15 protein-coding genes and 1 tRNA gene are annotated in these 18,026 nt (G+C 39.8%); all 16 read right to left on the bottom strand.

Annotated elements, in window-relative coordinates:
• Positions 1 to 33 precede the first annotated feature (33 nt).
• The 16 genes from P20652_RS15635 to P20652_RS17260 all read right to left on the bottom strand — a co-directional run bounded on the left by P20652_RS15635 (position 34) and on the right by P20652_RS17260 (position 17,683).
• On the bottom strand, positions 34 to 366 hold the full coding sequence (locus P20652_RS15635) for a Na+/H+ antiporter subunit G (protein ID WP_008165888.1): 333 nt from the start codon (positions 364 to 366) through the stop codon (positions 34 to 36).
• Positions 367 to 375: 9 nt separating this feature from the next.
• Positions 376 to 645, bottom strand: a complete 270-nt coding sequence (locus P20652_RS15640; protein WP_008165886.1) for a K+/H+ antiporter subunit F — start codon at positions 643 to 645, stop codon at positions 376 to 378.
• Positions 639 to 1,175 carry a Na+/H+ antiporter subunit E gene (locus P20652_RS15645; RefSeq protein ID WP_008165885.1) on the bottom strand — a complete coding sequence of 179 codons (537 nt, stop codon included), beginning with the start codon at positions 1,173 to 1,175 and terminating at the stop codon, positions 639 to 641. Before P20652_RS15645 ends, P20652_RS15640 begins: the two co-directional genes overlap by 7 nt.
• Positions 1,175 to 2,692, bottom strand: a complete 1,518-nt coding sequence (locus P20652_RS15650) for a monovalent cation/H+ antiporter subunit D (RefSeq protein WP_008165884.1) — start codon at positions 2,690 to 2,692, stop codon at positions 1,175 to 1,177. Before P20652_RS15650 ends, P20652_RS15645 begins: the two co-directional genes overlap by 1 nt.
• Positions 2,689 to 3,042, bottom strand: coding sequence for a Na+/H+ antiporter subunit C (locus tag P20652_RS17265; protein WP_033016980.1), 354 nt, complete (start codon positions 3,040 to 3,042; stop codon positions 2,689 to 2,691). Before P20652_RS17265 ends, P20652_RS15650 begins: the two co-directional genes overlap by 4 nt.
• Positions 3,042 to 5,834, bottom strand: coding sequence for a monovalent cation/H+ antiporter subunit A (locus P20652_RS15655; protein WP_008165881.1), 2,793 nt, complete (start codon positions 5,832 to 5,834; stop codon positions 3,042 to 3,044). Before P20652_RS15655 ends, P20652_RS17265 begins: the two co-directional genes overlap by 1 nt.
• 213 nt (positions 5,835 to 6,047) lie before the next feature.
• Entirely contained in the window at positions 6,048 to 7,226 is a 1,179-nt protein-coding gene (locus P20652_RS15660; protein WP_033016978.1) for a hypothetical protein, read from the bottom strand.
• Entirely contained in the window at positions 7,210 to 8,088 is an 879-nt protein-coding gene (nlpI, locus tag P20652_RS15665) for a lipoprotein NlpI (protein ID WP_008165877.1), read from the bottom strand. Before nlpI ends, P20652_RS15660 begins: the two co-directional genes overlap by 17 nt.
• 137 nt (positions 8,089 to 8,225) lie before the next feature.
• Positions 8,226 to 10,340: a polyribonucleotide nucleotidyltransferase gene (gene pnp / locus P20652_RS15670; protein ID WP_008165875.1), complete on the bottom strand. Its 2,115-nt coding sequence runs from the start codon at positions 10,338 to 10,340 to the stop codon at positions 8,226 to 8,228.
• 354 nt (positions 10,341 to 10,694) lie between these two features.
• A complete protein-coding gene (gene rpsO, locus P20652_RS15675; protein ID WP_008165873.1) occupies positions 10,695 to 10,964 on the bottom strand; it encodes a 30S ribosomal protein S15 in 270 nt (89 codons plus the stop codon).
• 143 nt (positions 10,965 to 11,107) lie between these two features.
• Positions 11,108 to 12,067, bottom strand: a complete 960-nt coding sequence (gene truB / locus P20652_RS15680) for a tRNA pseudouridine(55) synthase TruB (protein ID WP_008165872.1) — start codon at positions 12,065 to 12,067, stop codon at positions 11,108 to 11,110.
• Entirely contained in the window at positions 12,051 to 12,536 is a 486-nt protein-coding gene (rbfA, locus tag P20652_RS15685; RefSeq protein ID WP_008165870.1) for a 30S ribosome-binding factor RbfA, read from the bottom strand. The genes truB and rbfA overlap by 17 nt, the downstream gene beginning before the upstream one ends.
• A 109-nt stretch (positions 12,537 to 12,645) precedes the next feature.
• Complete coding sequence (gene infB, locus P20652_RS15690; protein ID WP_008165868.1) at positions 12,646 to 15,306, bottom strand: translation initiation factor IF-2; 2,661 nt, start codon at positions 15,304 to 15,306, stop codon at positions 12,646 to 12,648.
• Between the two features lie 25 nt (positions 15,307 to 15,331).
• The gene (nusA, locus tag P20652_RS15695; protein ID WP_008165866.1) at positions 15,332 to 16,831 is read right to left on the bottom strand and encodes a transcription termination factor NusA; all 1,500 of its coding nucleotides are present in this window, start codon (positions 16,829 to 16,831) and stop codon (positions 15,332 to 15,334) included.
• Positions 16,832 to 16,870: 39 nt separating this feature from the next.
• Positions 16,871 to 17,326 carry a ribosome maturation factor RimP gene (gene rimP, locus P20652_RS15700; RefSeq protein ID WP_002958482.1) on the bottom strand — a complete coding sequence of 152 codons (456 nt, stop codon included), beginning with the start codon at positions 17,324 to 17,326 and terminating at the stop codon, positions 16,871 to 16,873.
• 280 nt (positions 17,327 to 17,606) lie between these two features.
• A tRNA-Met gene (locus P20652_RS17260) sits at positions 17,607 to 17,683 on the bottom strand.
• Positions 17,684 to 18,026 lie beyond the last annotated feature (343 nt).

Here is an 18,026-nt window from a genome sequence, read left to right as displayed (position 1 = left end):
TTGGCTTTTAAAGAGAATAAAACTAAAAATTCTTTAATCGTCTTCTACATTATCTAAACCTTTTGTGCCTTCTTTAGCTTCAAGCTTATAGTGTATTGCTGACTTTATTAACATGTATCCACTAATAGGTGCCGTAATTAGTAAAAATATCGTAATGAGTATTTCTTTAACACTAAAGCCATGTCCTGAATATGCAAAATAAACCATAGCCGCAATTAACATACTAGCCATACCTAGCGTTGTTGCCTTAGTCGGCCCATGTAAGCGCATAAAAAAGTCAGGTAGTTTAATTAGGCCTATTGAGCCAATTAAAATAAACGTACCACCAAATAACAATAATATTGATACAACCCATTCGCTGATCATGTTCTCACCTTATTCAATTATATCGCCACGTAGTAAATACTTACATACTGCAACTGTACTTATAAAACCAAGCATAGCAATAAGCAGCGCAGCTTCAAAATAAAGTCCTGTATCCATACTAATACTATATAAAATAATAAGTGCAATTACATTAATATACATAGTATCAAGTGCTAATACGCGATCGGGAACCGATGGCCCTATTATAAGTCGCCATAAATTAAGTAATAACGATAAGCCAATCATTGAAAAAACAATGAGTAATACAATGTCTAACATTGAAATATCTCCTTTAGTGGAGCTTCGTAGCGTTGTTTGATTTGCTTAATAAGTGCTTCTTCGTCGTTTAAGTCGAGCACATGTATAAGTAAATAGCGTTGTATTGGCTCCTCCCCTTCACAAAGCGATTCAGGAATAGGGTAAACCTCTGCGCTAACCGTACCCGGTGTTAACGAAACACAGCTGGCAAGTATAGTAATCGGCATATCATGTATTAGATCAATAGGTACTTTTACAAATGCAGGGCGCAGCTTTTTGGCTGGACCCATTATTAATAAAGCGACCTGTAAATTAGCAACAACAATATCGTAAAGCACAATAAGTAGCTGTTTAAACGCTAAACCAGGCTTTAATATCAGTGGTTGAGGATCACGCAGCGAAAAACTTAGTAGCGGGATAAATATCGCAAAAAATGTTGCCAGTACTAAATGACCTGGTGATACGCTGTTATTTAATAACAACCATATTACAAATAAAAACACACTACGAAATGGCGTTGGTAACCAACGATAACGGGCTTGTAATCTCATTACATACCTCCTCTAAGTACAGCGTTAATACCACCGCTAATATCATGCAATTGCGTAGCTGCACCAAGCATATACTCGCTTATTGGCCCACCAAAAATAACGAGTAATGGCGAGCAAGCAAGTAACGATACGATTACTATTACTTGTAGTGGATGTGCATTCACGCCATCAGAACTTTCATTTTTTCTGTCTTTACGTTCCCAAAACAAGCTAGTGCCCGCGCGAGAAAGTGCGATCAGCAATACAAAGCTCGTAATTAAATATACAGGCCAAAATAACAGTGCTTGCTCACTATTCAAAGTGGTTTTAAGAATCCATATTTTACCGATGAAACCAGAAAGCGGCGGCATTCCAACGACACTCAGTACAGCAATGATAAAGCACCCGCCTAATAGGAAAGGTTGATTTACCATACGCCCACCAACGAGCCTGTCGGCAGCTTTGCCTCGTTGAGTTGCAATTAAATCAGCTAATAAAAATAGTGCTGCACATACAAGGGTTGAATGAACCAAATAGTATAAAAGCGCAGCAGTTGCATTTACGTTTTGCAATGCAATTAGCGCAACTAGCGTGCCTACTGATACAACAACCAGATTGGCTGTGAGTTTACGAAGATCCTGTGCTGCCACAACGCCAATTGCGCCAACAATGATGGTAGCAATAGCTAAGCCCCATAGCCAAGGTTGCGCCATATGCTCAAGCTCTCCCGCCTGCTCACCAAATATTACTGTGTACACACGTAACATCGCATAAACGCCTACCTTAGTCATAATTGCAAACAACGCAGCTACAACTGGTTTTGCGCTGGCATAGGTATTTGGTAGCCATAGGTGCAGTGGTAGTAGCGCACCTTTAAGTGCAAATACAACTAACAATAATAAACCACCGGCTTTTGCTAGGTACACATCATCGCCCGAAAGCTCAGATACTTTTTGCGCCATATCTGCAATATTAAGCGTACCAAGTACACCGTACAAAATACCCAAGCCAATTAAAAACACGCTCGAACCGACTAAGTTTAAAATTACGTATTGTAGCGCTGCGCGCGTATTTTGTTTGTCGCCTGCATGCATAAGCAGTGAGTAAGAGGCAATAAGCAGTACTTCAAAAAACACGAATACGTTAAATAAATCGCCGGTTAAAAAAGCGCCATTAACACCCAGTATTAAAAAGTGAACTAATGGATGAAAAAAATTACCCTTTGCATCATCACCAGCACAGGCATATAAAATAACACCCAAACCAAGTAACGACATAAGTGCAACTAAAAGCGTAGAAAGCATATCGGCAACAAGCACAATACCAAAGGGTGCAGACCAGTTACCTATGGCGTACACATTAATACCCGTGTTATGTACATGTATTAAAAGAAGTACACTGACGACAAAGGTAATGATTGCCATAATTGACGAGGCGATACGACGAATATATAAACTTTTTCCACACGGAGGCAAAAGTAAAATAACAGCAGCCAACATCGGCAATAAAATAGGGAGAGAAGCTAAATGTTGGATCATTTTTGCTCCTTACTTTCAGCTGAGTTTTTTACTAAATGACCATCAACATGGTCACTGCCTAAATCTGCGCGACCACGTATTGCTAAAATAACGACAAATGCGGTCATCGCAAAGCCAATCACTATTGCAGTAAGTACTAATGCCTGTGGTAATGGATCGGCATAATCTGCACCAGTACCAAGCACCACGGCTTTGTTAATAGTAAGACGACCTGCTGAAAACAAAAACAAGTTAACAGCATATGAAATCATAGTAAGCCCAAGTACTACAGGGAACGTACGGGCTCTCAGCAGCAAAAACACACCGCAACTGACCAATACTCCAACGCAAGATGCGTACAATAATTCCATTAAATATTTACCTCTTTTCTCTGGGTATCTGCTGTCATGTTACCTAAGCTTGCTAAAATCATTAACGTAGCACCTACGACGGTAAGGTAAACACCTAGGTCAAATACAATTGCGCTGGCCAGTTCTGTTTTACCTATAAAAGGAATATCAAAATAATCAAACCATGTGGTTAAAAACGGTTTATCAAAGAACCAACTTCCTACCCCTGTAAATAATGCGATACCAATACCTGAAGCAATAATTTTGCGGTAATTAACACCAAAACGTTCGTTTATCCACGACGAGCCGTGTGCCATATACTGTAAAATAAAGGCAATAGATGTAACCAAGCCAGCAATAAAACCACCGCCAGGTAAATTATGCCCGCGTAAGAAAATGTATGCCGACACTAATAAGGCAAGTGGCAATAAGCTGTGTGAAATATTGGCTAATAAAATAGGATGTCGCTCTCGTGCCCATGGTCGCCCTTCCCCATCACTGGCTGGCATATACAATGGAATTCTAGAAAGCACTTTAAATATACCCAGTGCTGCAATGCCTAAAACAGTAATTTCACCAAGCGTATCAAACCCTCTAAAATCAACCAAAATAACGTTTACAACATTCGTACCACCACCGCCTGTTTTAGCGTTAGCGATAAAAAAGTCAGAGATCGAATTTAATGGGCGAGTAAGTAGTGCATAACAAATACTAGCAACCACCACGCCCAATGTTGAGGCAATACTTAAATCACGTAAAATACGTAATGAACTTGACTCTTTAGGCGTGTATTGAGGTAAAAAGAAGAGCGCCAACATCAGTAAAATAACAGTTGCGACTTCTACTGTTAATTGAGTTAGTGCTAAATCAGGTGCCGAAAAACGTGTAAACGCGACCGATACCATAAGTCCCACAATTGAAATCATTAACAATGCGACGACTCGCGATCTATGCCAAATAACGGTAGCGATTGCACCAATTATTAATAAACTGGCGCCAATTGCATTATGTACATCAACGGGTGTACGCGGCATAGCACCTGCTAATTCTTGCATCTCAAATAATGGCCAACCGGCACACAGTAAAACAACACCCAACATAACGACTAAGTAGCGTTGTAAAGAACCATTTTCAATATGGCTTATTTTTAATTGACACCAAGAAATCGTCGATAGAACAGCGCGTTCAAACGTTTTTTTAGCGTTAAGTGGCGGTAGCGAGGCTTGAAACTGAAACAAATATTTACGATTAATGTAAATAAATAAACCGCCAGCCACAGCCATTGCACTCATCAACAGAGGTAGGTTAAATCCATGCCATAGAGCCACTTCATAATCCGGCATAGCTTTGCCCAATACCGCTGAAGATGCAGCCGACAAAATACCTCCAACCATAAAATGTGGAAACATACCCACTAATAAGCAAATTACAACGAGGATTTCTATTGGTACACGCATATAACGTGGAGGTTCGTGTGGTGTTCGTGGTAAATCAATAGGGTCGCCATTGAAAAATACATCATGGATAAAGCGCGCAGAGTACGCTACCGAAAACGCCCCTGCAATTGTAGCAAGCACAGGTATTAACCATGACATAGATCCCAACACTTGTTGGTGTAATGTTTCTGCAAAAAACATTTCTTTAGATAAGAAGCCATTAAGTAAAGGAACACCGGCCATTGAAGCGGCTGCCACCATTGCAAGTGTTGCCGTATAGGGTAAGAACCGCCACATACCATTAAGTTTACGCATATCTCGCGTGCCGGTTTCATGGTCAATAATACCGACTGCCATAAATAACGATGCTTTAAAAGTTGCATGATTAATTATATGAAATATAGCAGCAACAGTCGCAAGCTCAGTGTCGAGCCCTAAGAGTAGAGTTATTAGACCTAGATGGCTTATTGTTGAATAGGCTAACAGCCCTTTTAAATCATGTTTAAATAAAGCTATATATGCACCAAATAACAATGTAGTTAAACCCGTTAATCCAACCAAAATGAACCAGGTTTCGGTACCGGCTAATGCGGGATAAAAACGGGCTAACAAAAATATACCCGCCTTTACCATGGTCGCAGAATGTAAGTAAGCACTAACAGGTGTAGGTGCGGCCATTGCATGAGGAAGCCAAAAATGGAACGGAAATTGTGCCGACTTTGTAAATGCACCTAATAGTACTAATACCAATGCAACCTCGTATAAATCGTGAGATTGAATGATTGCTTTGCTTGCTAAAATAACATCAAGGTCGTAACTGCCAACAATATCACCCAGAAGCATTAATCCAGCGAGTAACGCTAAACCGCCCGCCCCAGTAACAGCTAGCGCCATACGTGCGCCCTTACGCGCTTCTGACTTATGCCACCAAAAACTTATCAATAAAAATGAGCTTATACTGGTTAATTCCCAAAATAACCAAAGTTGAATAACGTTATTTGACATAACAATGCCAAGCATTGCAGTCATAAACAGCATCAAATAACTGTATAATTTGGCCATTGAGTCATTAGCACTGAGATAGTAACGCGTGTATAAAATAACGAGTAAGCCTATGCCTAAAATCATAAACATAAACAATAAACTTAGACCGTCTAATCGCAGCGATAAGTCGAGCCCTATAGAAGGGATCCACGCCAAAGAGTAACGAATGGTTTCGCCCGCTAAAACTGCAGGTGCGTGGTATAAAGTAATACCTAAAGCCACCAAAGGTGCAAGAGCCGTTAAGCTAGTGCTTAAATTGCGAGATAGCTTACCTGTGCATGCAGAAATAACACTGCCAATTAAGGATAACAAGGGTATCCAGAGCAAAGTCATAATGTAGGGCCTTTTATAATCATAAATTTATCAGGGCATCTCTTTTTAATACATAGGGATGCTTTTACTGCCTGTTTTTAAACGACATTAATAACTATAGTTATACTGAAAAACACTGATTCTGTCTATAAAAACAGATTCTAAATGGATGTTTTTCAAACAATAACTTGCAATATTTTAAGCAAAAAAACAATATATAAATACAAAAAATTCTTAATTCAGTATAGCCTTACTTGCAAGTGTAAGCCTGCTAGAGTCACTAATGAAATTACCATTGGTCATATCTAAATGCCTTAACCAAAGCGCTCTATATTGCGCTGAGAGACCCACCTGCTGATATTGCATAATAGACCAACCTTTGCTTGGCTTATAAGCTATTCCTCCTTGTTGGCAACTGTTCGCTTTATGCCATCCAACTGGGGCATTTTCCCCATGTGAAATAAATAAGTTAGGTGCTACAAAGCCATGTTGCAAACACAACCATGATTGTTTTGAAATTGGTAGAGCGTATTCGTCCTCAAAGCCATTAAAATGCATTAACTCATGTAAAAAAATACTGTAGCTTGCTTTTGAGTTAATTAGCATTTTGCCATTGCTAACATTTGCAGTCCCATGTTTTGGCATCATCACTAAAAAATCATAATTATTAGGAAGCTTTTGTTTAAGCTTTGAAGACTGCCAATCACAATGTGCTGTATTACTCGAATTACTTTTACAATTGAGTTCACCTGCAACATATACTGGCTTTGAAAAACAGAATATATTTTTACGGGGTTCAGGTTGTTGATTATATTTATTTATGAATTTATCTAATTTATATAAACCATTTCGATGATCGCTCATTACAATTACATTAAACATACATTGCTTTTTTGGCGCACCAATGCTGTTGGAAAAAGAAAACCCTAAATCTTCTATAAAATCACTAGGTATCTTATTTTTTGGTGTCGATAAGTATAATTGAAGGTGATTAAAAGCATCTCCCTTTGGAAGCTTATTAATATTAGCTAAAAGCTTCAAATCATCCCAGCGTAATTGAGTCAATAATTGAGCCGATAGCTCTTTTCGCTCAAATACATTTAACTGATTTATACCTGCCAACCAAAACTGTTTAGCTGTATCGCTCTCGTTATTGTTTAGTAGCCTTATTGAATAAGCGTATTGAGCAGAGGGTATTTTATTTCGAGCTAGTATAGCTAAGGAGGTATCAGGTAATTGAAATAAATTATCTGAAAAGTAATTCGCAAAGTGTCTGTAGTTTTCTAACACACTGCCCTTTGTGTTTAAAGCATGCCAAAAACCAATAGCGCCATAGTGATTACTAGAGCTTGTTATAAACAAGCTACATAGTAATGCACCTATTAATTTTAACCGATTAACTGGCGTCTTCACCCGTCATCAACTCAAGTTCTAAACGAGCATATTTATACTCAATAAACTCATGTACATTTGTGGCTAGTGCTAATCTAAAATAATCTGACGCAAGATATTGCTGACCCGCAGCTTGGTGTAATTTTGCTAAATAAAAATAAGCTTCGCATAAACGCTGCGCATATTCTTGTTCTGACTTAACACCCTCACTAATTCTTGATAGAAAATCATGCTCACTCATATCACCCGTAAAAAGTGAAATTAACTGATACGCCCATTGTGAATCATCGAGTGCTGTTGCATTCGTTATAAGTTCAGCAAGAGCTTGATCTTTATTTAACTTAGCCTCGGCTAAATATACCCATAATACACGATAAGGATCATTAGGAGATCGAGCTAAAAAAGCGCTAAAATCAGTTTTAGCAATGCCAGGTCTGTCACCATAATAAAGTGCAATACCACGATTTAAGTAAGCATATTCATGTTGTTCATCAAGTTCTAATGCGGAATCGAAAAACTCATAGGCTTTTTCATATTGCTGCATTAGCGTATGTTGAATACCTAAAAAGTTATAGACTTCAGCTAAATCAGGCTTGAGTTTTACAGCACGGTTAAAATCGATACGAGAAAGCGTAGTCATACCTAAACTATCAAATAGAACACCACGGTCGTAGTATAATTTTGCTTGTTGTTCGGGGCTCAAATCTACTCTATTAAGCAGTTCAGAATAGCGTGCAATCGCTATTTCACTTCTAAAGTCAGAGGCTAAAGGCGCAGTAAATGGCACATTAACGATTGGGGTGGACTCTGTCCCTGTTGTAGTTTGGCAAGCGCTTAAAGACAAAATAGCAAAAGATGCCAAAGCTAAATGTTTGAATATCATTAAAATCCTTAATACCAAGAAATCGTCATAAATATAAGACAGACCGTGTCTAATAAGGTTTCATTAAAGCATAAAAAAAGGGGCTAAACAGCCCCTTTTTTACCATCTAGCCAATATAACTAGATTAATATTAACAATTACGCGTCAACTGCAGGTGCTGCTGATTCCATTGCTTCTTTAATACTTAGACGTACACGGCCTTGGCGATCTACTTCTAGTACTTTAACTTTAACTTCTTGACCTTCAGAAAGGTGATCAGCCACGTTATTAACGCGCTCAGTACTAATTTGAGAAATATGTACTAAACCATCTTTACCAGGAAGAATGTTTACAAACGCACCAAAGTCTACGATACGTACAACTTTACCTTCGTAGATAGTACCTACTTCCAGTTCAGCTGTTAATTGCTCAATACGGCTAATTGCATTAGCTGCACTTTCGCCATCAGTAGCGGCAATTTTAATTGTACCGTCGTCACCGATTTCAATCGTTGTACCCGTTTCTTCAGTAAGTTGACGAATAGTTGCGCCACCTTTACCAATAACTTCAGCGATTTTCTTCTGTGGGATTTTCATTGTGTATATGCGAGGAGCAAACATTGAAAGCTCTTCAGAAGGAGCAGAAATTGCTTCGTCCATCACTTCTAAGATATGTAAACGTGCAGCTTTTGCTTGTTTAAGCGCAATTTGCATGATTTCTTGAGTGATACCTTCGATTTTGATATCCATTTGAAGTGCAGTGATACCTGCAGCAGTACCGGCAACTTTAAAGTCCATGTCACCTAAGTGATCCTCATCACCTAAGATGTCAGAAAGAACAACGAATTTATCGTCTTCTTTAACTAGACCCATCGCAATACCCGCAACAGACGCTTTAATTGGTACACCGGCATTCATAAGTGCAAGTGAAGTACCACATACAGAAGCCATTGAAGATGAACCGTTTGATTCAGTGATTTCAGATACTACACGGATTGAATATGGGAATTCAGTCAATGTTGGCATTACAGCAGCAATACCACGCTTAGCAAGGTTACCATGGCCGATTTCACGACGCTTAGGAGAACCAACAAAACCAGTTTCACCTACACAGAATGGAGGGAAGTTGTAGTTAAGCATAAAGTGGTTTTTATGAGTACCAGTTAAATCGTCGATTAACTGTGAATCACGTTCTGTACCAAGTGTAGCTGTTACTAACGCTTGAGTTTCGCCACGAGTAAAGATAGCAGAACCGTGAGTACGCGGTAATACGCCAGTCATTACATCTAGTGCACGAATCATATCTGGTTCACGACCATCGATACGTTTTTCGCCAGAAGCGATACGGCCACGAACGATTTTCTTCTCAAGTGAACCGAATATTTTACTAATTTCTTGCTTATCTAAAGACTCGCCTTCAGCAAGTTCAGCTGTTAACACTGCAACAACTTCATCTTTAGCTACGCCAAGTGCTTCTTTACGCGCTACTTTATCAGTGATTAAGTAAGCTGCGCCTACTTTATCAGCAGCAATTGCTGCAACTTTATCTTCTAGTGCAACGTTTTTAGCTGGTGCAGTCCAATCCCAAGTAGGCTTGCCTGCTTCTGCTTTAAATTCTTCGATTGCAGTGATGATCGCTTGAGATTGCTCATGACCATATACAACAGCACCAAGCATTACGTCTTCTGCAAGTACGTTAGCTTCTGATTCAACCATAAGTACCGCTTTATCAGTACCGGCTACCACTAAATCAAGTTGGCTTTCTTCAAGCTCTTTTAATGTAGGGTTAAGTACGTATTCGCCGTTGATGTAACCAACGCGAGATGCACCAATTGGACCACTGAACGGGATACCAGAGATAGCAAGTGCTGCTGAAGTACCAATCATCGCAACCATATCAGGTTGGATTTCAGGGTTAACAGAAACAACAGTAGCAATAACTTGTACTTCGTTTACAAAACCGCTTGGGAAAAGTGGACGAATTGGACGGTCAATAAGACGTGCAATAAGTGTTTCGCCATCGTTAGGACGACCTTCACGCTTTAAGAAACCACCTGGGATACGACCAGCAGCGTACATACGCTCTTGGTAGTTAACTGTTAGTGGGAAAAAGTCTTGGCCAGGTTGTGCTTCACGCTTACCAACAACAGTTACTAAAACTGAAGTGTCGCCAATGCTTGCAAGTACAGCGCCGTCTGCTTGACGAGCGATTGCACCAGTTTCTAGAGTCACTGTATGTTGACCTAGTTTGAATTCTTTAATAATTGCTTGCACTTAAAATATTCCTTAAATGTATTCTAATAAGTTGTCATCAAAGTACCAATTACAGTACATAATTGTATTCAGTTGGAAATCAATTAAGTACTACAATTGGCAATGATGTGAATAAGCGTAGATAAACCTTTTTACCTACGCGCATAGTATATACCAAAGCTGCTTCAAAATGCGAGTCTAGCTACTAGATTTAAACTGGGCTAATTAGCGGGTAAATACAACAGCTATTGGTATGCTATGAAATGGGGGTTTTATATTATAATTCAATAGGTTTAAGAATTTTCTTAATTTGGAAACACAAATTTCAGGCACAAAAAAAGGAGCTAAAAAGCTCCTTTTTCTACAATCTAGTTCTTAGCGACGTAGGCCAAGTTCTTTGATTAACGCAGTATAACTAGTGATATCTTTACCTTTAAGGTAATCAAGTAGTTTACGGCGAGTGCTTACTTTACGAAGCAGACCACGACGTGAGTGGAAGTCATGCTTGTGATCAGCAAAGTGACCTTGAAGCTTGTTGATATCATGAGTAAGTAATGCTACTTGTACTTCTGATGAACCTGTATCGCCTTCTGCACGTGCAAATTTAGCAATGATATCGATTTTTTCTTGATTGCTTAGTGACATAGTAACTCCAAAAATTAAATTTAAAAGGTGTCTTAGCCGATCACTAATTCAGCCAAAACGATTAAGCGGGCGTATTCTATCAACTGTGGGGATAACTACAAGTTAATTATCCCCATCTACAACTAATAAGCCACATTAGTTGTTTATTCAGGCTTTACGTAATCATCTTGCTGACTCGCAAGACCACGTTTAACCTTTAAATGGCCATTTGAATTGCGCTCACCAGTGCCAATAAATATATTATCCGCAACCACTTTAATTGCACCATCAGGTAAAGCGATTGGTAATTCTACAGCTTGCCCGTGACTAAAAATCCCCCCTTGTTCTTTTGTAATTTCAACAACGGGTAAATCAGTTAAAGCAGTATCAATTGGTAGCAATAGCGAGTCTAAATAAGTTGAAGGCGCAAGCTCTTCTTCTTTCGCTTTAGCAAGTAACGCCTCAATTTCATCAAGCGAGACCATTTTATCTGCAGGGTACTGACCAACAGCGGTTCTGTGGAGCATAATAACGTGTGCACCGCAGCCAAGGTTTTCGCCTAAATCGTCAACGATTGTGCGAATATAGGTCCCTTTAGATACATGGGCCGTCATTTGTAATACGTTACTTTCTTCATCAAATTCGTCAAACGATAAGCTAAACACGTTTATTTTTCTGCATTTACGAGGAACTTCAATACCTTCGCGCGCATACTTATATAATGGTCTACCTTGGTACTTAAGTGCTGAGTACATTGACGGATATTGATCAGACTCACCAACAAAAGCAGCAATTTCTTTTGTTAGCTGTTCACGCGTAACGTTCACATCTTTAGTGCTAACAATTTCGCCATCAGAATCTGATGTTGTTGTACGCTCACCCAGTTGTGCACGAACGATATAGGTTTTATCTGTATCGAGTAAAAACTGCGTAAACTTAGTCGCTTCACCAAAACAAATTGGCAGCATACCTGTAGCAAGTGGATCTAAAGCACCTGTATGCCCAGCTTTTTGCGCAAAATAAACACTTTTTGCTTGCTGTAATGCTTTATTTGATGAAATGCCTTGCGGTTTGTTTAACAACAAAATACCGTCAACTGCACGGCCTTTACTGCGCTTTGCCATCTGTATCAGTGCCTTCTTCGCTATCTGTATCGTCTACGTTATCAGTACCTTCTTCGCTATCTGAAATATCAGCAGCATCAACACTTTCTACGTCTTCATCTACATGCTTTGCGTTATCTTCGCGGATAATAGAATCCACTAAATTAGAAATACGCATACCTTCCATTAATGAGTTATCAACTACAAACTTTAACTCAGGCATTATACGTGCACGGATACGCTTACCAAGTAACGAGCGAATATAGCCCGTTGCTTCATTAAGTACTTTTGCGCTTTGCTTTGCTGCGTCTTCATCTTGCGTATTAAACACAGTAATGAAAATTTTGGCATAAGATAAATCGCGCGATACTTCTACCGCTGACACTGTCACCATACCTAAGCGTGGATCTTTAATTTCGCGTTGTAAAATTACAGCAATCTCTTTTTGGATTTGCTGTGCAACACGATCAGTGCGAGAAAATTCTCTCATTGCATTTGTCCTAAAATCATAACCTATTGAAATTTAATAATAAGCTAATTAAATAATGGATACACAAATGGGGGCTAAGCCCCCATTTATTAGTTTAGCGAGCTAACAATTAAAGAGTACGTTGTACTTCAACTGTTTCAAATACTTCGATTTGGTCACCAACACGTACATCATTGTAGTTCTTAACGCCGATACCACATTCCATGCCGTTACGAACATCAGCAACATCGTCTTTAAAGCGACGAAGTGACTCAAGTTCACCTTCATATATAACCACGTTTTCACGTAGTACACGGATTGGAGCGCTACGTTTAATAACACCTTCAGTAACCATACAACCAGCAATTGCGCCAATTTTTGGAGACTTGAATACATCACGAACTTGCGCAAGACCAATGATTTCTTGTTTAAACTCTGGCGCTAGCATACCTGACATTGCTTGTTTAACTTCGTCAATCAAGCTGTAGATTACGCTGTAGTAACGTAGGTCTAAGTTTTCAGTCTCGATAACTTTACGAGCTGAAGCATCAGCACGAACGTTAAAGCCAACTACAATTGCGTTAGACGCTGCAGCTAGTGTTGCATCAGTTTCGGTAATACCACCAACACCAGAACCTACAATCTTCACTTTCACTTCATCAGTAGAAAGTTTAGTTAGTGAATCAGAGATTGCTTCGATAGAACCTTGAACGTCTGCTTTAAGTACCACGTTAACTTCAGAAACATCGCCTTCAGTCATGTTAGTAAACATGTTTTCAAGCTTAGCTTTTTGCTGACGTGCTAGTTTAACATCGCGGAACTTACCTTGACGGTATAAAGCAACTTCACGCGCTTTACGCTCATCTTTAACTACAGTCGCTTCGTCGCCTGCAGCAGGAATACCAGAAAGACCTAAAATCTCAACTGGGATAGATGGACCCGCCGACTTAATGTCTTTACCGTTTTCATCGCGCATTGCACGAACACGGCCATACTCAAGACCACATAATACAATGTCACCTTGGTTAAGCGTACCAGATTGAACAAGTACTGATGCTACTGGACCACGGCCTTTATCAAGACGAGATTCAATAACAACACCAGCCGCCATACCTTCAGTAGGTGCAGAAAGTTCTAAAAGTTCAGATTGGTTCAATACTGCTTCAAGAAGGTCGTCAATACCTAAGCCAGTTTTAGCTGAGATATGAACGTACTGCGTATCGCCGCCCCATTCTTCTGGAATAACGTCTAGTACAGCAAGTTCGTTTTTAACACGATCTGGATCTGCGCCTTCTTTATCCATTTTGTTTACTGCGATGATTAAAGGAACGCCAGCTGCACGCGCATGCTGTACCGCTTCTTTAGTTTGTGGCATAACGCCATCATCTGCTGCAACTACTAGGATTACGATATCAGTCGCTTTAGCACCACGAGCACGCATTGAAGTAAATGCAGCATGTCCTGGTGTATCTAAGAAGGTGATCATGTGACCGTTTACATCAACATGGTATGCACCAATATGCTGTGTAATACCACCGGCTTCGCCAGAAGCAACCTTCGCAGAACGAATGTAATCAAGAGTTGATGTTTTACCATGGTCAACGTGACCCATTACAGTTACTACTGGAGCACGTGGCTCTGACTTACCATCTTCGTGGCGGTCATTAAGTACTGTTTGCTCTAATTCGTTTTCTTTAACAATGATAACCTTGTGACCCATTTCTTCTGCAACTAATTGTGCAGCTTCTTGGTCAATCACTTGGTTAATAGTAACCATGTCACCCATTTTCATCATTGTTTTAACAACTTCAGCGCCTTTAACGGCCATGCGTGAAGCAAGCTCAGCTACTGTAATTGTTTCGCTAATACGCACTTCATTTTTAACATCAACAGTTGGTTTTTGGAAACCATGTTGTAATGATGCAGGTGCTTTTAACTTAGACTTGTTACGGCCTCTTGACGCTGCAAATTTATCTTTTGCTGGCGCTTTTTTCTTTTTCTTAGCACGGCGTGTACCTTGCTCATCACGAGCATCGGCAACATCTTCTGCTTCACGTGCATAAGTAGAAGTCGTAAGATGGTGATCCGCTGTTTCTTCACGTTTCTTACGTTCTTCTTCTTCTTTCTTCCAGCGTGCCGAGTTTTCTTCAGCTAGCTTTCTTGCTTCTTCTGCTTGACGTTTCGCTTCTTCTTCAGCTTTCTTCAATGCGGCCTCTTCTGCTTCTTTTTGCAGACGCTCAGCTTCTATGCGATCTTTCTCAGACTTAGCACTTTGCTCTGGGGTCATCTGCTTTTGTTTCGCTTTACGCTCTGCATCAGCTTTGCGTTTAGCTTCTTCTTTGGCTTTACGGTCAGCGTCTTCTTTCGCTTTACGTTCTGCCTCTTGTTTCGCTTTTAATTCTGCGGCTTCTTGATCAGCTTTTTGCTGCTGTTCAAGACGGGCTTTTTCTTCAGCAGCTAAGCGTGCTTGCTCTTGTTCTTGTTCCATTGCGCTTTTCTTCACGTAAGTACGTGTTTTGCGAACTTCAACTTGAACATCTTTTGCTTTACCCGTAGAACCCGTAACACTTAAAGTGCTTTTGCTCTTACGTTGCAAAGTCATACGCGCTGGGCCATCTGAACCTGCGCCGCCATGCTGCTTGCTTAAATGATCAAGTAACGTTGCTTTTTCAGCTTCTGTTACATTATCAGTCGCTTGCTTAGTGATACCTGCTTGTGAAAACTGCTGTAGCAATTTATCAACAGTTGTACCTATATCGCCGGCTAGTTTTTCAACATTTACTTCTGCCATAGTGTGTAATACCTCCGTTAATAAATTACTCGTCTGCAAACCAACAAATGTTTCGTGCAGCCATAATCAGTTCACCCGCTTTTTCAGATGAAAGTTCTGTGATATCAACTAATTCGTCAATACCTTGCTCTGCCAAGTCTTCAAGTGTAACAACACCCTTGCTTGCCATTACAAATGCTAAGTGACGTTCCAACCCTTCAAGCGCAAGTAAGTCTTCAGCTGGCTCTGCGCCATCTAAGCTTTCTTCCGTTTTAAGCGCTTTAGTCGTTAATGCATCTTTTGCGCGTGAACGTAAAAGGTCGACCATTTCTTCATCTAAGCCATCTATTTCTAAAAATTCAGATGCAGGTACATACGCCACTTCTTCAAGTGTCGAGAAACCTTCATTAATAAGTAATGTTGCAAACTCATCATCAATTTCTAAACTTTCAGTGAATAAGTTAAGTAACTTATCTGATTCAGCTTCATTTTTAGTACGCATGTCTTCAACAGTCATAACGTTTAGTTCCCAGCCAGTTAATTGGCTTGCTAAACGAACGTTTTGACCATTACGACCAATTGCTTGTGCTAAATTATCTGCCTCAACTGCAATATCCATTGAGTGGGTATCTTCATCCATAACGATTGAAGCGACTTCTGCAGGTGACATTGCATTAATAACAAACTGCGCTGGGTTATCATCATAAAGTACGATATCAACACGTTCACCGCCAAGTTCTGACGATACAGCTTGAACACGTGCGCCACGCATACCAACACACGCACCAATTGGGTCAATACGCTTATCGTTAGATTTCACGGCAATTTTAGCGCGAGAACCAGGATCGCGTGCAGCTGCACGTAATTCAATCATCTCTTCGCCAATTTCTGGCACCTCAATGCGGAATAATTCCATCAGCATTTCTGGTTTAGAACGCGTTACAAATAATTGCGCGCCGCGTGCTTCAGGTTTAACTTCGTATAACAGACCACGGATACGGTCGCCCGGACGGAAGTTTTCACGTGGAAGCATGTCATCTCGAAAAATAACTGCTTCAGCATTGTTACCTAAATCAAGAACAATAGAGTCACGCGTTGCTTTTTTCACAACACCTGTTACTAATTCGCCTACTTGATCTTTGTACGCATCAACAACTAATGCACGCTCAGCTTCACGTACTTTTTGTACGATAACTTGCTTAGCCATTTGTGTTGTAATACGGTCAAATTTAATTGAGTCAATTTGCTCTTCAACGTAATCACCCATTTGCAAATCAGGTTCTTCAACCTGTGCTGCTTCTAAGGTAATTTCACTGTAAGGATTCTCTAAAGAACCATCTTCTAATACTGCTGCAATCTGCCAACGACGGAACGTATCGTAATCACCCGTTTTACGGTCAATTGCTACACGCACTTCAATTTCGCCATCGTGTTTTTTCTTTGTCGCTGTCGCTAATGCGAACTCTAGAGCTTCAAAAATCTTTTCTTTTGGAACCGCTTTCTCATTGGAAACGGCTTCAGCAACCAATAATATCTCTTTTGCCATGGGTAATGCCTCGCTTGCCCTATTCCTTCGCACTCGAATTTAAAACTTCGCGATTAAATTCGCACGTTCGATGTTACTAAGCATGATCAAATGCTCTGCACCATCGCTAGATAGTGTGATCATATCACTGCTGACTGCTACTAAGTCACCTTTAAAATTACGGCGACCATCCTGTGGAAGTTTAGTACGCACGCGTACTTCCTCTCCCTGCGCCTGCTCGTAGTGATCTTGTTTGAATAATAGACGATCAACACCAGGAGACGATACTTCCAAGTCATATTCATTTGTAATTGGGTCTTCGACGTCTAAAATCGCACTAATTTGGCGACTTGCATCCGCACAGTTATCAACTGAGATCCCATCCTCATGAGCGATATATACTCTTAAGGTAGAATGGCGACCCGCTTGTACAAATTCAAGACCATGCAACTCAAAGCCTAACATTTCTACCGCAGGCGTTAACATGGTTACTAAATCTTGTTCAAGTTTTGTCACGAAAATCCTCCATACAAACAAAAAAGGGCTTATAGCCCTAAAATACTGAGTTTAAATTTTAATTTGATGACAATTGCCACAAATCGTAAGGTGCAGATACAACAACGCCCCGAACCAAGCGGGGCGTCACACCAATAAAGCATAAAACTGTGAGGCCTAAAGCCAAGCTTGGTTGCGAGTCAGTAAACTGACCTAATTAAACTACATAGCTTAAAACGCAAAACGCGCATTACTTAGAATGCGCGATATAAATTAGTAAGGTAATACTTACTAGTAGAATTGGTTGCGGGAGCCGGATTTGAACCGACGACCTTCGGGTTATGAGCCCGACGAGCTACCAGACTGCTCCATCCCGCGCCAATAGATATTAAACTTAATTAATATCGCTGTTAGCTGTTTTACAACACACTAAACAATGGCGGCTATTATAAGGATGCACAAGATAATTAGCAACCATAATAAGTAATAACTTCATAAATACTCAACAGAGCAAATATTAATCAATTTAGCTTTATATGAATATTAACAACAATGAAATTAGTTGTCTTGGATCATAACAAGTAAAACTTAAACTTATAAATGAAAAATCAATCTCATTTGTATTCAAAAAATGTAATAAAGTCAAAAATTTAATCATTAAATTAATACTTTTTCATCAAAAAGACGTGTGATTCTTGTTCTTATGGCTATAATGGAAATG

The sequence above is a fragment of the Pseudoalteromonas sp. BSi20652 genome (genome assembly GCF_000239855.1).
Taxonomy (GTDB): Bacteria; Pseudomonadota; Gammaproteobacteria; order Enterobacterales; family Alteromonadaceae; genus Pseudoalteromonas.
The sequence above is the reverse complement of the archived record's forward strand: the minus strand, read 5'-3'. Positions and strand labels throughout refer to the sequence as shown.

Bases quoted from the DNA above. Each gene is read 5' to 3' on its own strand.
- P20652_RS15635 (WP_008165888.1), bottom strand. From the start codon at position 366: ATGATCAGCGAATGGGTTGTATCAATATTATTGTTATTTGGTGGTACG.
- P20652_RS15640 (WP_008165886.1), bottom strand. From the start codon at position 645: ATGTTAGACATTGTATTACTCATTGTTTTTTCAATGATTGGCTTATCG.
- P20652_RS15645 (WP_008165885.1), bottom strand. From the start codon at position 1,175: ATGAGATTACAAGCCCGTTATCGTTGGTTACCAACGCCATTTCGTAGT.
- P20652_RS15650 (WP_008165884.1), bottom strand. From the start codon at position 2,692: ATGATCCAACATTTAGCTTCTCTCCCTATTTTATTGCCGATGTTGGCT.
- P20652_RS17265 (WP_033016980.1), bottom strand. From the start codon at position 3,042: ATGGAATTATTGTACGCATCTTGCGTTGGAGTATTGGTCAGTTGCGGT.
- P20652_RS15655 (WP_008165881.1), bottom strand. From the start codon at position 5,834: ATGACTTTGCTCTGGATACCCTTGTTATCCTTAATTGGCAGTGTTATT.
- nlpI (WP_008165877.1), bottom strand. From the start codon at position 8,088: ATGATATTCAAACATTTAGCTTTGGCATCTTTTGCTATTTTGTCTTTA.
- rpsO (WP_008165873.1), bottom strand. From the start codon at position 10,964: ATGTCACTAAGCAATCAAGAAAAAATCGATATCATTGCTAAATTTGCA.
- truB (WP_008165872.1), bottom strand. From the start codon at position 12,067: ATGGCAAAGCGCAGTAAAGGCCGTGCAGTTGACGGTATTTTGTTGTTA.
- rbfA (WP_008165870.1), bottom strand. From the start codon at position 12,536: ATGAGAGAATTTTCTCGCACTGATCGTGTTGCACAGCAAATCCAAAAA.
- infB (WP_008165868.1), bottom strand. From the start codon at position 15,306: ATGGCAGAAGTAAATGTTGAAAAACTAGCCGGCGATATAGGTACAACT.
- nusA (WP_008165866.1), bottom strand. From the start codon at position 16,831: ATGGCAAAAGAGATATTATTGGTTGCTGAAGCCGTTTCCAATGAGAAA.